The sequence below is a fragment of the Chryseobacterium defluvii genome, assembly GCF_014204415.1.
In the GTDB taxonomy this organism is placed as follows: domain Bacteria; phylum Bacteroidota; class Bacteroidia; order Flavobacteriales; family Weeksellaceae; genus Chryseobacterium; species Chryseobacterium defluvii_A.
On sequence record NZ_JACHLE010000001.1, the window covers coordinates 1,773,830 to 1,789,401 of the forward strand.

The 15,572-nt window shown below is 37.9% G+C and carries 11 protein-coding genes and 1 riboswitch; of the genes, 9 read left to right on the forward strand and 2 right to left on the reverse strand.

From position 1 onward, the window contains the following. The first annotated feature begins 706 nt into the window (after nucleotides 1-706). The 8 genes from HNP38_RS08115 (at nucleotide 707) to HNP38_RS08150 (ending at nucleotide 9,997) form a co-directional block, all read left to right on the forward strand. Nucleotides 707-1,252 carry a glycine zipper 2TM domain-containing protein gene (locus HNP38_RS08115; RefSeq protein WP_184187283.1) on the forward strand — a complete coding sequence of 182 codons (546 nt, stop codon included), beginning with the start codon at nucleotides 707-709 and terminating at the stop codon, nucleotides 1,250-1,252. Between the two features lie 52 nt (nucleotides 1,253-1,304). Then, nucleotides 1,305-2,939 carry an LIC_10190 family membrane protein gene (locus HNP38_RS08120; protein WP_184187287.1) on the forward strand — a complete coding sequence of 545 codons (1,635 nt, stop codon included), beginning with the start codon at nucleotides 1,305-1,307 and terminating at the stop codon, nucleotides 2,937-2,939. A 50-nt stretch (nucleotides 2,940-2,989) separates the two neighbouring features. After that, nucleotides 2,990-4,060 carry a chorismate synthase gene (gene aroC, locus HNP38_RS08125; protein WP_184187291.1) on the forward strand — a complete coding sequence of 357 codons (1,071 nt, stop codon included), beginning with the start codon at nucleotides 2,990-2,992 and terminating at the stop codon, nucleotides 4,058-4,060. A gap of 15 nt (nucleotides 4,061-4,075) precedes the next feature. After that, on the forward strand, nucleotides 4,076-4,639 hold the full coding sequence (locus tag HNP38_RS08130; RefSeq protein WP_184187296.1) for a thioredoxin family protein: 564 nt from the start codon (nucleotides 4,076-4,078) through the stop codon (nucleotides 4,637-4,639). Nucleotides 4,640-4,652: 13 nt separating this feature from the next. Next, nucleotides 4,653-5,192, forward strand: coding sequence for a TlpA family protein disulfide reductase (locus tag HNP38_RS08135; protein WP_184187299.1), 540 nt, complete (start codon nucleotides 4,653-4,655; stop codon nucleotides 5,190-5,192). Nucleotides 5,193-5,278: 86 nt separating this feature from the next. Beyond that, a complete protein-coding gene (locus HNP38_RS08140) occupies nucleotides 5,279-5,626 on the forward strand; it encodes a YkvA family protein (RefSeq protein WP_184187302.1) in 348 nt (115 codons plus the stop codon). Between the two features lie 114 nt (nucleotides 5,627-5,740). Next, entirely contained in the window at nucleotides 5,741-7,120 is a 1,380-nt protein-coding gene (gene pyrF, locus HNP38_RS08145) for an orotidine-5'-phosphate decarboxylase (protein WP_184187305.1), read from the forward strand. Between the two features lie 54 nt (nucleotides 7,121-7,174). Next, nucleotides 7,175-9,997 carry an aminopeptidase gene (locus tag HNP38_RS08150; RefSeq protein WP_228460983.1) on the forward strand — a complete coding sequence of 941 codons (2,823 nt, stop codon included), beginning with the start codon at nucleotides 7,175-7,177 and terminating at the stop codon, nucleotides 9,995-9,997. A 142-nt stretch (nucleotides 9,998-10,139) separates the two neighbouring features. Here HNP38_RS08150 and HNP38_RS08155 read toward each other — a convergent pair whose 3' ends face one another. Further along, complete coding sequence (locus tag HNP38_RS08155) at nucleotides 10,140-11,081, reverse strand: T9SS type A sorting domain-containing protein (RefSeq protein ID WP_184187309.1); 942 nt, start codon at nucleotides 11,079-11,081, stop codon at nucleotides 10,140-10,142. Nucleotides 11,082-11,170: 89 nt separating this feature from the next. After that, nucleotides 11,171-11,962 carry a T9SS type A sorting domain-containing protein gene (locus HNP38_RS08160; protein WP_184187313.1) on the reverse strand — a complete coding sequence of 264 codons (792 nt, stop codon included), beginning with the start codon at nucleotides 11,960-11,962 and terminating at the stop codon, nucleotides 11,171-11,173. Nucleotides 11,963-12,150: 188 nt separating this feature from the next. Here HNP38_RS08160 and HNP38_RS08165 point away from each other — a divergent pair, with 188 nt between their 5' ends. After that, a complete protein-coding gene (locus HNP38_RS08165) occupies nucleotides 12,151-15,396 on the forward strand; it encodes a hypothetical protein (protein ID WP_228460985.1) in 3,246 nt (1,081 codons plus the stop codon). A 21-nt stretch (nucleotides 15,397-15,417) separates the two neighbouring features. Beyond that, nucleotides 15,418-15,506, forward strand: a riboswitch (TPP riboswitch). Nucleotides 15,507-15,572 lie beyond the last annotated feature (66 nt).

The following is a 15,572-nucleotide window of genomic DNA, read 5'->3' on the forward strand; positions in this document are numbered from 1 at the left end:
TCCAGCTATCTTTCAGCCCGGAAATTTTATTTTGACCAGGAAAGTACATGAGTCATACGCTTAACGCTTTTGGAAACATATATGCTTCTTCAGGGAAGATCAGGACTTAGCTTTTTAGTTTCAGGCTAAGCTTTATAAAATTCAATATAATTGTAGTTTTTGTCAAGATGTGAGGAATATTTAATTCTTTTCCAAATAAGATGTTCTTTGATATAAATAAAAAAAGCCCCCTTTTCAGGAGGCCGTAAAAACACAAATGATGAAAAAAAATCTATTCAGAATGATCTGAACAGAATATCTTAGTAGTATAATTATACTATTCTGTTCTTTTAAAATACATTTCCCGGCAAGGAAATCAGACAATCATATACAAATAATATTTTCAACAAATGATTATCTATTTCCCAAGCTTATTTTTTGCGTGTTAAATTTACTATAAATTTCTAAACTACAAGAATAAATAACACTTAATTGCTAAAACCCACAAAGAAAAAGAACTTTATTATTGTGAAATACAAATTCCTTTCCAAACTTATTCCTCACATCAATAGATGTATACAGGATAATATTGCATTTTTCCTTGCAGAGTAAGGTTTAATATTTTTTCAGACTTTTTAACATTACTTAACATAAACTTGGCTTCATAATTGAAAAATAATAGTAAAGTCAGAGTCATTAGACTTATGGAGTATTAAAAATTTGAATTATGAAGAATATAGTATTAGCAGGTTTTTTGTCAGTATTTTTAGTGACGGCCTGTAAGAAAGATGACCGTATAGCTGAAAAGTCTCTTGAACAGCAAAAGCTTGAATTCCAGGCAAGACAACTTGAAATTGAAAAACAGAGACTTGCTATTGAAAAAGAAAAAATTGTGTATGAGGCACAAAGAAAAGCAGACAGCATTGCAGAAAACAAAAAGGCAAAAGCCGTAGCTGAAAACAATTCAAGGCCACAGGTAATAAGGGAAACCAGAACCGTGTACAGAGACAGAGAAACCAGTTCAAATTCAGGCAACGGAACTTATGCCAATAACGGAACCGGCACATCACAAGGTACCACCCAGAAAAAAGGAATGAGTAAAGCCGCAAAAGGTACCATAATCGGTACTGTGGGAGGTGCAGCAGCAGGTGCGATTATCAGTAAGAAAAACAGAGGCCTTGGTGCTGTTGTAGGAGGAGTTGTAGGAGGCGCAACCGGTTATACGATCGGTAGGGCACAGGACAGAAAAGACGGAAGGGTGCAGCCTAAATAAAAATTATAGTTTAAAAGAATAAAAGATTGCTTATTTTTAGGCAATCTTTTTTATGGTCTTATTATTATTTTCTTCCATCCTCATCATTCCTGTTTTGGCAGGATGGGGAAAAATAGTGGAAAATATTTCCGGGGCTCTATTTGATGGTATTTCGGGAAAGATTTTATCGGGAATCGCCGGAATAAGCATTATCTGGATGATTCTTTCATTTTTTGTCCCTCTTAATATCTGCATTGAGGTTGCTACGATTGCATTAGGGCTTATTTATTTTTTTAAGGACAAACTTTATCTGGAATTTTACCGGTTTTCAAAAAAAGACAGCTTACTCATTGCTTTTATTTCCCTGATCATCCTGTTTTCAGGTTCATTCTACCCGTATATAATGGATCATTTCGGGTACTACGTCCCCACTATACAATGGATCACCGGATATGGTCTCGTCAAAGGTATTTCCAATCTGGATCTTACCCTCGGACAGGTATCCTTATGGCATATTTTTCAGAGTGGATTTTCAAATTTTTCAGACCCTTTTTTAAGGATCAATGCTATTTTACTGATCATTTATTCAGCATACATCATAGAAAGAAAAAGCTGGATCCAGCTGTGTTTCCTTCCTGTTTTATTGCTATTCTCACAATCACCAAGTCCGGATCTGCCTGCCATTGTTTTCTCAATGGTCATTTTAAATGAGATTATTTCTGGCAATAAGCAAACTGCCCTACTCTTCGGATTTTCAGCATTTGTTATGGCGATAAAGCCCACCATGATATGGCTTCCCATCCTATGCTTCCTGTACAGCATACTTGTCGTGAGATCCGGTTTCAAAAAACTGATACCGGGAACCTTGATCATAATCCTATTCTTTTTTAAAAATATCTGGACATTTGGATATCCTGTTTTTCCGGTAGCAGTAATTGATCTTAACGTAAGCTGGAAACCAAATCCTGAAGTATTGAAAATATCTTCCCAATATGCCATTATGAAAACCTATGATATGCAGTACTCCTATCAGGAAATTCAGCAGTTCTCCGGCTGGGAATACATCAAGAACTGGCTTTTCCTTAATGGGATCAAATCCGGGATCAATATTTTTTTCATCTTGAGTCTGCTCATATTCGCGGTATTTGCATTGATCAAAAAAAATAAAATCATTTCTTTAATTTTCTTTTCAGTACTTATAAAAAGTGCGCTGGTATTATATTTTTCTGCCCAGTACAGATTTTTTATCGATGTATTTTTTGTAATATCCTTTATACTACTGCTGAAATATTTCAACAGAAAAAGGGCAGTATTTGTTTTCTCTGTATTCAGTATATTTTTTATCGGATTCCTGTCTTTTCCTGATCTTGTACGGCAATATGTTCCAAGTTTCAGGCTGGGAGAATTTATCGGTTCCTTCCAAAAAAAGCAGATCTATACTCCATCTTCGTATGAGTATAACAAATTCAATGCTTACAAAATCGGAAACCTGAAATTCAACATATCCAGAAAATATCCTTACAATTTTGACACCCCAGTTCCTGCCATTTCGGAAAGCTATATTTTTGATGATGTACAGGCGGGTATTTTTCCCCAGCTTATCGACGAAACTGATATTAAGAAAGGATTCATCTGGAAAACAATGGATGAAAAAGAAAAAAAGGAAGCCCGGAACCTCATCCATACTATCAAAAACACTCATCCATAGAACCTATCCAAATACTTTATTTTCTGGATAAAAAACGGTAATTTTGTATCATGTTCAATACTTTAGGTAATCTTCTCAGCCTTACAACATTTGGGGAAAGCCATGGCCCGGCTTATGGTGGTATCATTAATAATTTTCCTGCAGGTCTGGAAATAGATCTGGATAAAGTTCAGTACGAACTGGATCGCAGAAAACCCGGCCAGTCAGCCATTGTTACACAGAGAAAAGAAAGCGACACTGTAAAATTTCTTTCAGGGATTTTTGAAGGAAAGACCACAGGTACACCGATCGGCTTTACGATTGAAAATGAAAATCAGAAATCAAAAGATTATGACCATATTGCGGGTGCTTATCGTCCAAGCCATGCAGATTTCACCTATGATCAGAAATTCGGGATAAGGGATCACCGCGGCGGGGGTAAATCTTCAGCCAGGGAAACCATGAACTGGGTAGTTGCCGGAGCATTGGCCAGGCAGCTTTTATCTAATATAGAAATCAACGCTTATGTGTCTTCCGTAGGTGAGATCTTCTGTGAGAAGCCTTATCAGGATCTGGATTTCTCAAAAACGGAAAGCAACGATGTACGCTGTCCGGATGCTGAAACGGCAGAAAAAATGATCGCCAGGATCAAGGAGATCAAAAAAGAAGGCAACACAATTGGTGGAACCATAACCTGCGTTATTAAGAATGTTCCCATAGGAATCGGGGAACCCGTTTTTTCCAAATTACAGGCCGAGCTGGCCAAAGCAATGCTCAACATCAATGCCTGCAAAGGCTTTGAATATGGAAGCGGATTCTGCGGAGCAAAAATGACAGGGAAAGAGCATAATGATGCTTTCAATACGGATTTCACTACAAAATCAAACCTTTCAGGCGGCATTCAGGGCGGGATATCCAACGGAATGGATATTTATTTCAGAGTGGCCTTCAAACCTGTGGCAACTATTCTAAGGCCTCAGGAAAGTGTAGATAAAGAAGGGAATCTGGTCATTGTGGAAGGAAAAGGAAGACACGACCCATGTGTACTTCCAAGAGCGGTTCCCATAGTAGAAAACCTTGCCGCTTTTGTATTGGCCGACCTGTTCCTGATCAACAAAACAAGAAATTTAAATCAATTTTAAACAAAGATAGTGGTAATGAAAAATTACTGGGAGAAAGCAATTACTTTCGAAGAATATATAGAAATTGCAAAACAGAGACTGGAAAACCCTGATAATCCGAAGGATATAGAATATAAACAGTATTATGAACTGGGACTTCAAAGGATCGACAGGACTTTAAAAAAGTATAGTCCCGATGAAGATCAGACAAATGAACTTCTATCTAAAAATTTTGACGGGAAAATCCTGATCATTTCTGAAGCATGGTGTGGAGATGCCAGTGCAACGGTTCCGGCTTTGGTAAAATTCTTCGAAGGGAAAAATGAAGTAAAGATCTTCCTGAGAGACAGTGATACCAGCCTTATCGATCAATTTTTGACCAACGGAACCCAATCTATCCCGAAAGTTATTATTTTAGACAAAGACCTGAATGTTAAAAATTCATGGGGCCCGCGTCCGAAATACGGTACTGAATTGTTAATGAAGTTCAAAGCAGATCCTGAAGCTTATCCAAGGGAACAGTTTTATAATGATCTGCAGCTTTATTATGCAAAAAACAAGGGTAAAGATGCTATTCAGGAAATTTTAGAATTATTGTAAAGAATCCTTTTTTATGAAAAAAAATATAATTTATATTGTATTGGTCATCATTATAGGTATCATTGCCTTTGTTCCTGGAGTAAAGGATTATTTAAGAGACCAGTTCTTCCCGATCGCAGCAGTTGAAAATGCCGTTACGATAAGTGAAGAGGATTATGACATCGATCTCCAGGGGATCAATGTTCCGAGTACCAATCTTAAGAATTTCAGGGGAAAACCTGTTTTTCTGAATTTTTGGGGAACATGGTGCCCGCCATGCCGGAAAGAATGGCCAAGTATTCAGAAATTGTATGATACTAAAAAAGGCAAGATAGAGTTTGTTCTTATCGCCATGAAGGATGAAGAATCTGCGGTAAGAAAATTCCTGCAGGAAAATAATTATACGGTTCCCGTGTATATTGCCCAAAGCCCCATCTCTGAAAAGCTCCTTCCAAAGGTATTTCCCACTACCTTCCTTTTAGACAAAACAGGCAGGATCCTCATTAAGGAAGATGCTTACAGAGACTGGAACACGGAATCCACCCATAAGTTTATCGATAATATTATTAAATAACTTTTTTTTAACTAAAATTTATAATTATTTGGTACAGAATTTGAGAATTTTGTAGAGTTGGAAAAATATTTAAAACTAAACACAAAATGAAATATTCAAAATTAAATCTGGCTAAAGAGGCGATCAGCCACAAAGGTTTTGTAAAAAAGATCCCTGACATTTTCAGAATGGTAAAAATGTGGAAAAAAGGAAACTATCCTATGAAATCCATTGATATTATCCTTCCGCTGTTAGGCCTTTTGTACGTGATCTCCCCTATCGATCTCCTTCCGGAAGTTGCCGTACCGGTAATAGGAGTACTGGATGATTTAGCCATTCTTTCTCTCGCCATCCCGAAACTCATCAGAGAAGTAGATAAATTCTTACTTTGGGAAGCCGAGCAGAAATACAGTTCAGGCAGCACAAAAGTGATCGATGCTGAAATTGTAGAATAATTTACAGATAATATCCTTTAAGCCATTCCAGTAATTGGGGTGGCTTTTTTTAGAGATAAGAAATTTTTAAGCCTTATTCCAAATGATTACCTTTGCAACATCTAATAAAAAATAATGGAAAGTAAAAAAGAATTCTTTTTAGAATGCTACAAACTGGGAATCATCAAGTTCGGAAGGTTTACTTTAAAAAGCGGTATTGAGAGCCCTTTCTACGTAGATCTGAGACCTCTGGCTTCCGATCCTAAAATTTTAAAAAATCTTGCCAATTATTTACTGGAAATGCTTCCTTTAGATAATTTCGACCTGATCTGCGGTGTCCCTTATGCTGCTCTTCCCATGGCTACAGCTATGTCTCTGGAAAGCTATATCCCGCTGATCATTAAGCGAAAAGAAGCAAAAAGCTATGGCACTAAAAAGATGATCGAAGGAATTTACCAGAAAGGTCAAAACTGCCTTTTGGTAGAGGACGTGATTACTTCCGGAAAATCTCTGGTGGAAACCATTGCTGAAATTGAGCATGAAGACATTAAGGTTTCCGATATTGTTGTTGTGCTTGACAGGGAACAGGGCGGAAAACAGCTTCTGGAAAGCAAAGGATACAGGGTGCATACCCTTTTCAATATTTCCGAGGTTTGCGACATTCTTCAGGAAAACGGGGAGTTGACAGATGAAGAGGTAAAAAGGATCCATGATTTTCTTCAGGGAAACCATATTCAGTTTGAAGAAAAAACCAGAAGCTCTTATGAGCAAAAACTGAAAAATGCACAGCACTCCGTTTCTAAAAAGCTGTTAGAACTTGCCTTGGCAAAACAGTCCAATCTTATTGCCTCTGCAGACGTTACAACCACTAAAGAATTATTAGAACTGGCTGATAAAGTAGGCCCGCATATTATTGCTTTAAAAACCCATATTGATATCATCTCCGATTTTGAATATGAGAAAACGATCACTCCGCTAAAAGACCTTGCCGCAAAACATCAGTTCCTGTTAATGGAAGACAGAAAATTTGCTGATATCGGGAATACTCAGGAGCTTCAGTTTACCAGCGGTGTTTTCAAAATCACAGATTGGGCAGATTTTGTGACCTCTCAGGTGATCGGTGGTTTCGAATCATTGGACTGCTTCAAAAATGTAGGCGTTGTTGCCATTATAGGCATGTCTTCCAAAGGAACCTTAACAACCAATGAGTACCGTGAAGAGGCCCTTAAAATTGCCCTATCCCATCCGAATGTTATTGGCGGGGTTTCCCAGAATCCGGTTCCGGAAGAAATTCTTTTATTCACTCCCGGAGTAAATCTGGCGGACTCAGGAGACGGAAAAGGACAGCAATACAACACCCCTGAATATGTTTTCAAAAACCTTCACACAGATTTCATAATCGTAGGAAGAGGAATTTATAAAGCGGATCAAGCTGAAGAAGCTGCTATCGCTTATAAAAATGAGGGCTGGAAGGCTTACCTGGATTCTTTGGAAAAAAAAGTGATTCAGGACTGAAATCTTGCAGAATGTTTTCAAAATAAGTTTATATTTGACGCTTGATCAAGGATTTTGAAAAAGGTTATTAGTATTTGTCTTATTTTGTTTTTGGGTGCTGCGGAACTTTCGGCACAAACAGACAGTATTTATATTGAAGCAAAACTGTCTTCGGATAAAAAGACGCTGGAAGTAAACCAGGAATTGGTGTATTACAACCGTTCGGAAAAAGATTTACATACCATAAAGCTTTTAAACTGGGTTTCCGCTTATAAAAAAAGAGGAACCTCTCTGGTGTACAGAAAACTGGAAGACAGAAATAATGACCTGCATTTTGCCAAACCGGAACAGCTGGGTAAACTGTTGAATTTAAATATTCCCCAAGCTGACCATCAGCCTGTTCCAATAATAGATATCTCAGAGGAAAATATCTTTATCCCCCTTAATACGGTATTAAAGCCCGGTGAAAGTACTAAACTGGCGATACGGTATCAGGTACAGCTGCCTGACAGCGGATTTACCGGATACGGAACCTCTGATACAAGTACGGCATTAAAATATTTCTTTATTGTTCCGGATCATTTTGATCCGGACAATATTTCCAAAAGAAACTATCACGATATTGAAGAATCAGTAAGTTTTGATACTCATTGGACTGTTAATTTCGATATTCCTGTCAATTATTTTATTGAAAGTAACCTTCAACAGGTTCAGATGAATTCTTTTAAAGGATATCTGGATTCGGATCCTGAATTCCTGATCTCTCAGAATGAATATCCTTCCATAAAAGTCAAAACACAGGAAATAGATACGGAAATAAAATTCGGATACAATTTAAAGCCTGAAGAAAAGCAGAATCTGGAATTTTATCTTCCTTTGCATTTACAGTTCATTAAGGAAAGAACGGGCTTTATTCCCAAAAAACTTTTCATTTCTGATAAGTTCAGGGGAAAAGAAGATTTTTTCGGGAACAATGACATCAAATTCTGGAAATTCAAATTCCAGCTATTTACAGATGCGGAGAAAACAGATCTGGACTATTTTGGAATTATTACAAAAAAGATCCTGGATGAAAATATCATTGCCGATAAGCAGGACCACCACTGGTTCAAAAACGGTTTAAAGTCTTATCTGGAAATTCAGTACCTGAAAAAATTCTATAATGAAACCAAACTTCTCGGTCATTTGCCTGAAGCTAAAATTTTTGGTGTAAAGCCTTTAAAACTGTTCCATGCTTCAGAACTTAAGCTATCAGACCGTTATGGAATTGCCTATCAGTACATCATGTCACAGAATCTTGATCAGAAGATCGACGAAAAATTTGCAGTTCTAAGCAATTTTAACGATATGGCGATCAGTAGCTTTGAAACAGGTACATTATTCGATCATACAGCAGAAAAAATAGGCGTTGAACGATTTGATAGTTTATTAAAGGATTATGTAGATAAGAATATCCATAAGCAGATCAATCCGGATGATTTTTTACAGGAGCTTTCCGAAAAAGATAAAACAACCCATTATTTGTCAGGTTTTCTCACTCAGAAGAACAGGGTCAATTTTAAGTTAAGAAAATTCAAAAAGGAAGGTGATTCCCTGAATATAACCATTTCCAAGAACACGGATGATGCGATTCCTGTAAAACTGGAGACCCAAACCCGCGAAGGAGAAACCAACAGTTACTGGATAGAAACCAAAGAACGCGAAAGAGACATGATGGTTACTATACCGGCTCTTGATACTTATAAGATTACTTTAAACGACGATTATATTTTCCCGGAAGCCAATTACCGCGATAATTTTCTATATGCAAAAGGGTTTTTCTCTAATACAAAGAAGATCAAATTAAAACTGATCAAGGACATTCCTAATCCTGAGTTTAATGAAATCTACCTAAACCCAAGGATACGTTTCAGTAATGCTTATGATAAGTTCCTTTTCGGGATCAATTTTAAAAACCAGTCTTTATTTGATCAAAAATTCCTGTATTCCATTACCCCGATGTATAGCTCGGGTACGGGAAAACTTACGGGCTCCGGAACCGTTTCGTACTCGTTCCTTCCTGCTGAAAGTATTTTCAGGAGCCTGACGTTTGGAGTTTCCGGCTCTTATTTCCATTATGATTATGATCTTGCTTACAGAAAAGCATCTATTTTTTCAAATTTAAGTTTCAGAAAAAACCCAAGAAGTACCGTAAGCAGAGGGATCGGCATATCTTATAATTATTATGAGCGGGATCTGAGCCCGGTAATGATCGCAAACAGAGATTATGACAAATACAATTTGTGGAGCGTCGGCTACGGATATACGGACAACCAGATGATCCATGAAAAAAGCCTGAGTATAAGCGCCCAAGGAATGGAAGATTTTAATAAAATTACAGCTGAAGGTCTTTACAGATGGGAATTTGCCCCAAAACAAAAATTAAGCTTAAGGCTCTTTGCGGGATATTTTATGAGGAATGATACCCGAAATAACACCTTCAATTATGGTATTTCAAGGGTATCCAACTATTCTTTTTCTTATAGCCTTTTGGGAGAAAGTGCAACCGGGGGGCTTCTATCCCAGCAGTTTATCCTTGCAGACGGTGGTTTCAAATCATTTATTCCGGGAAGCGTTAATCAATGGATTACCTCGTTCAATGTGGATTCAAGCGTGTGGAAAATATTCCATGTATATGCAGATGCAGGGATTTATAAAAATAAGAACTCTTCCACCCAGTTTATCTGGGACAGCGGTATAAAAGTAAGGGTAATTCCTGATTTCCTTGAGGTGTACTTCCCTATTCAGTCTTCTCTGGGCTTTGAGCCTTCGTTTAAGGACTATGCCAAGCGTATACGATATACTCTGGTCCTTAACCTGGGAGCCATTATCAATGCGGCGAGAAGAGGATGGTATTAAAAATTGCTATGATTTTTATTGCAAAGTACTCAAAGATTTTTTAAATAAGACTGTTTTTAAGTTCGCAAAGGCGTTACATTTCATAAAACAAAAACAGCCATTCTTTGAATGACTGTTTCCGGGGATATTTTAAAAATATATATTAATCTTTCAGGATCTTTTGAGACACCGGTACATTATTTACTGTACCTGTAACAATATAATTTCCTGCTGACAGATCAGAAACATTGATCGTTTCATCTGCTTTTACTGACAATGTTTTTACCACCTGCCCCAGCATATTGTAAACCTTCACATCTTTAGCCTGAGCACCGAAAGTAATTTCATTATCATTCACGAAAGTATTCTTAACAAAACTTCCTTTTATATTTTTCACATCGGTTACAGCCAGAACAGGGGCATACGTTCTTGCCACCAGATTATCAATGGAAACATTGCCGGTTCCTGAAGTAGCATTTCCTGCTTCTCTTATAGCTACTCCGCCTAATGTTGCCCCTGAAGCTCCTGTTCCTAAAGAATTGGTCAAAAGAGGCTGGGAATTGATCTGTAAAGTCGCCGAATTGGTAGAAGCATTGTTATCAATAGTATAAGTCATCAGAATATTGGCAGGAGTACCGTATGGGATTTCCGTACCATATGTGGGTGCCGGAGCCGGACTTCCTGCCCCATTATTCAATACTCCTAAGGTATATCCTGTAGCAGATCCTTTGATATAAAGCCTAGCATTGAAGTTTCCCGGAGAAGCTCCCGATGAAACCGTAAACATTAAGAAATAATCGCCGGATGTAGTTAGACCCGTTGCACTGGCCACATTAATCGTAGCAGAGTAATCAGCCTTACTGATCCCTGTGGGAGAAACATTATAAACTGCTGAAAATGCTTTATTAACATCCTCATTGTTTCCCGCCACCAGATTGGCAGTGTTACCATCAGATAAAATCTGTCCTGCAGTTCCACTATGGGTTGTCCACCCGTTTGCATTCAGAGCGCCAGCGACACTGAAATTGTCGGTCAGCACAGTCGTCTGTGCATTCATAAAGGCAATAGCAGACACTATTCCTAAAACTGTAAAGATCCTTTTCATTATGTAAAGTTTAAAATTTATATTATAAAATTACAAAAAAACCGTCATTTTTATAAAATGACGGTCAATATTTAACAAATAATTAAAAACTATTTTTTAAGTACTTTTTGAGAAACTGCCTCCCCATTTACGGTTCCGGTCACAATATAGTTTCCTCTTGTCAATTCAGAAACATTTAAACTAGCCCCTTCTTTTGAAGAAGTTTTTACAATCTGACCATACATATTGTAAATTTTAACATCTTTTACCTGAGACCCGAAAACAATCTCGTCAGCATCAACATAAGTATTCCTGATGAAGCTTCCTTTTTTATTTTTGATATCATTCACTGCTAAAGTAGAACTTGTACCCACAAGTTTCACATCATCAATTCTCCATTCGGTTCCGTTTGTCCCGGTAAATCTGATACTTAGGTTTGCAGTAGAAGGAATAGTTCCTGTCGGGCTGATATATGCCCAGGTAGCGGTTCCTGATCCTGTCGGTCTTGAATAAGAAAGGGCGGTCCAGTTAGTTCCATCCGAGCTTACTTCAACAGTCAGTTCATTATTTGCAGCAGTAGCTCCTTTTCTTTGGCCGAAAGAAAGCTGAATACTTGTATAATTGGTTGTATCAATACCGGAAATGATAAAAGTTTCACTGGCAGCATTGACCATTACATTTGCTCCTGCAGAAGCTTCAGGGTAATTAGTTGTAGAAGAAGCATTGGTAGCTCTTACATCTGCTGTCCCGGAATAAGTGATCGGGCTTCCGTTTTGAAAAGTATTGGCAGAAATTGCTGTTGTTGCAGTAGCAGTACCCATATCCTCAGAATAAATAGTAGTCTGAGCAAAAGATGTGATAGCAAACATTGCTGTAGCTATTAGCGAATAAAATTTTTTCATGATTTTTTTAAATTTACTTATTAATAATTTGGACTGCTAAAATACAGGTATTTTTTCGTTTCAGACAATAATTAGGTTAATTTTTTGTTAATATTGCTTAAACCCTTACTATTAACATTTTTTAATTATTTTTACCAATCATTTTAAAGGGCTTGCGGAATTATATTTTAATATTCGTGTTGTTTTTTATGGGCATATTTTCGGGTAATGCACAGATATTCACATGGAAAAATCCAAACCTTCCCCAAGACACCATAAAAAAAGACACTCTGTTTCTTGCAAAGAAAGACAGCATTTTTGCACTCAAAAAAGACAGTATCCTTATCTCAAGACTTGAGCAGGATATTTTTGCAAAAGACACTCTTGATTTTGTAAAAACCAATAATAAGATCATTGTAGATGAAGCCGTACTCGCTAAGAATGACAAAAAAAGATTTTTAGGAGAACTCAATTCAAAAGGTTCCATTATACGGGGGATCACTTTTGGTAATAACCAAGGACAATCTGTACAAAGCTCGATGGATCTTCAGATCTCCGGAAGGCTTTCTAAGGATGTAACCATTTTAGCCAGTATTTCAGATCATAATCTTCCTATCCAGGCGGATGGATATACCCAGACCCTTGAAGAATTCGACAAGATCTATATGCAGCTTAACATCAAGGATAAATCTATCCTCAGAGCCGGACACCTGGACCTGGTTGAAGCTAAAAATTACTTTTCCAAATATCAGAGACGAAGCATGGGGCTCCAGTTCCAAACTGAGTTTGGCAAAGACAACAAAACTTTTGTTGATGTTTCGATGGGAGTTGCCCGAAGTGAATTCCACAGGGTGCGTTTCCAGGGAGTTGAAGGCAACCAAGGACCTTATCGTCTTACCGGGAAGAACGGAGAGCAGTTCATCACGCTTATTTCAGGTTCGGAACAGGTATTCATTGACGGGATACTGATGAAGCGCGGGGAAAACCAGGATTATGTGATCAACTACAATACCGGAGAGGTAACGTTTACCAGCTTCCGTCCTATTTTTCAGCAGAACTTTATTACGATCTCTTATAACTATACGAACAGGAACTATTCCAGATACCTGTTTACAGGAAAGCTTGAACATAAAAGAGAAAAATCAAGATTCGGGCTAAGCTGGTTCATGGAGAATGATAATAAAAATGCTCCGCTTTCCCTTAATCTTTCCAAAGAGGACGAAGAGATCCTTGCAGAGGCAGGTAATGATCCCAATCTGATGTATGCCCCTTCCGGTGTGGCCACAGAATATGATGTCAATAAAATATTGTACCGCCAGGTTCAGGGGCCTGGTGGAAATTTTTATGAATTCTCCACTGATCCCAACGAGACGCTTTACCAGGTTTCCTATACCTATTTCGGTGCGAATCTGGGAGATTATAAGGTGACGCAAACCACAAACAACGGACGTGTTTTTGAATATGCAGGCCCTAATATGGGAGATTACAGAGCAGTAAGAAAGCTTCCTTCGCCTCAAAAGGCACAGGTTTACTCCTTCAATTCTGAATTTTTACTCAAAGAAGGTAAAATAGGGGCAGATTTCTCTTTAAGCAATTATGACATCAACTTATTCTCTTCCAAAGATTCCCAGCAAAATATAGGCTATGCGGGACGTATTTTCGGGAATAAAACATTCGCAAAGAATAACTGGAAAGGAACTCCAAGCTTCGAATACCAGTATATAGATAAGCAATTCCATATTTTAGACAGAATTAATGATGTGGAATTCTCCAGAGATTTCAACTTAGCTCAGGAATTCAGCCAGAAAACACAGAATAGGTTTATTTTCAGCTTCCTGAATAAATGGAACAATAAATCAACCCTGAATTACCGTATTAATTATTTGGATGAGCGTGATTCATATAAAGGTATTAAAAATGACCTGGATTTCGGATGGATCTCAGGCAAATTCTTTACCAAAGGAAGCTTGTCCTATCTGAGTACTACAGCCACCCTGCAGGACACTAAATTCATACGGGGCGGAGCATCTACGGAATACACTGGTAAAAAAGGAAGCTGGGCCATTGGCGGAAGTATGGAGCACAATGAAAAGAAATACAATGACACTCAATTGATGGACGTCACCAGTTTCAGCTGGAAAGAAGTGTTTGTACAAAAGAAGATCGGTGACAGTACCAGAACCAAATTACTGGCTAAGGTTTATATGCGGGATAATGACTCCGTACGTGACAACAGGCTTCAGAATATGAATAATATCCTGGGGATCATGGCAGAAAGCCAGATCATCAAAACTGAAAAAACCACTTTAAATGCCTTGGTACATTACAGGAAGTTCTTTTATCAGAATACTGATGCAGACCTGAACAGGAATAATGATTTTGTAGTCGGAAACATCCTTTATAACCAGCAGCTTTTCCGAAACGGGATGCGTTTGCAGGCGTTCTATGAATTAGGGAACGGGCAGGAAGCCCAAAGAGAATTCCAGTACATTAAGGTTACGGACGGACTGGGTGTTTATAAATGGACCGATTATAATGGTGACGGAATTCAGCAGATCGATGAATTTGAGATTGCAGAATATTCGGATCTGGCCCAGTATATAAGAGTTTATACTAACTCTGTACGCTATCTTCCTTCCAATAAAAATAAATTGCAACTGGCCTTATTTGTAAACCCGTCAATCGTTTTCAATTCTGAAAATGCATTTTTAAAGCGATGGAATTTCAATATATCATTAAATTCACAAAATTCCTTCTTCAAAAAAGATAAAGTTCTGGTCATCAATCCTTTTGAGAAAAACGAAGACCAGATCCTTAAAAACCAGAACATTTTAGCTTCTGTACAGTTCAGTCCTACCGAAAAATCCGGATGGAACGGGAATTACCGGTTCATTGCCAATGACAACCTTATCAATGCCAATTTCAGTAATGAAGAAAGGGAACAGACTTCCCATTTCCTGAATGTCGGATACTGGTTTAATAAAGAATTCAGGATAGACTGGGAAAATTCTGTTCATGATATTCAAAACTCATCACAACTATTCCAGACAAGGGATTACCGCTTAAGTAATTTTGAAACCAAACCAAAAGCCACCTATAAGTTCACAGATGCCATTCAGGCGGAGCTTTCTTCCGCATATCGTATGAAGCAAAGAACAGACGGAGAGGAACGCCTTAAAGCGTTTGATATCACAGGAACCATCCAATGGGAACGTAAAAAAACTTCCATCAGGGGGAATTTTTCATTCATCAATAACGATTTCACTGGAAATAATTTCAGCATTGTAGGGAACCAGATGCTCGACGGTCTGAAACCCGGAAAAAACCAGGTATGGAGCGTGTTCATCCAGCAGGCCATCAATTCTTTCCTGCAACTGAATTTAAATTATGAAGGAAGGAATTCCGGGGACAGGACGATAAATATCGGCAGCATGCAGGTGAAGGCCAGCTTCTAAATTTTTCTTATATTTGTAATGAATTAATACACGGGGTGCCGAAAGGCTGAGATCATACCCGATGACCTGATTTGGATAATGCCAACGTAGGGATGTTCGCTTAAAATGCTTTCATTTTATGCTTTATTCGTTGGGCTGTATACCTATGGTCAACATTGAATAATCTGATAAATGCA

What these genes read in the sequence shown, in the direction of transcription:
- HNP38_RS08120 (WP_184187287.1), top strand. Translation starts at nt 1,305, where the DNA reads ATGGTCTTATTATTATTTTCTTCCATCCTCATCATTCCTGTTTTGGCA.
- aroC (WP_184187291.1), top strand. Translation starts at nt 2,990, where the DNA reads ATGTTCAATACTTTAGGTAATCTTCTCAGCCTTACAACATTTGGGGAA.
- HNP38_RS08160 (WP_184187313.1), bottom strand. Translation starts at nt 11,962, where the DNA reads ATGAAAAAATTTTATTCGCTAATAGCTACAGCAATGTTTGCTATCACA.
- HNP38_RS08165 (WP_228460985.1), top strand. Translation starts at nt 12,151, where the DNA reads ATGGGCATATTTTCGGGTAATGCACAGATATTCACATGGAAAAATCCA.
- pyrF (WP_184187305.1), top strand. Translation starts at nt 5,741, where the DNA reads ATGGAAAGTAAAAAAGAATTCTTTTTAGAATGCTACAAACTGGGAATC.
- HNP38_RS08140 (WP_184187302.1), top strand. Translation starts at nt 5,279, where the DNA reads ATGAAATATTCAAAATTAAATCTGGCTAAAGAGGCGATCAGCCACAAA.
- HNP38_RS08115 (WP_184187283.1), top strand. Translation starts at nt 707, where the DNA reads ATGAAGAATATAGTATTAGCAGGTTTTTTGTCAGTATTTTTAGTGACG.
- HNP38_RS08155 (WP_184187309.1), bottom strand. Translation starts at nt 11,081, where the DNA reads ATGAAAAGGATCTTTACAGTTTTAGGAATAGTGTCTGCTATTGCCTTT.
- HNP38_RS08135 (WP_184187299.1), top strand. Translation starts at nt 4,653, where the DNA reads ATGAAAAAAAATATAATTTATATTGTATTGGTCATCATTATAGGTATC.
- HNP38_RS08130 (WP_184187296.1), top strand. Translation starts at nt 4,076, where the DNA reads ATGAAAAATTACTGGGAGAAAGCAATTACTTTCGAAGAATATATAGAA.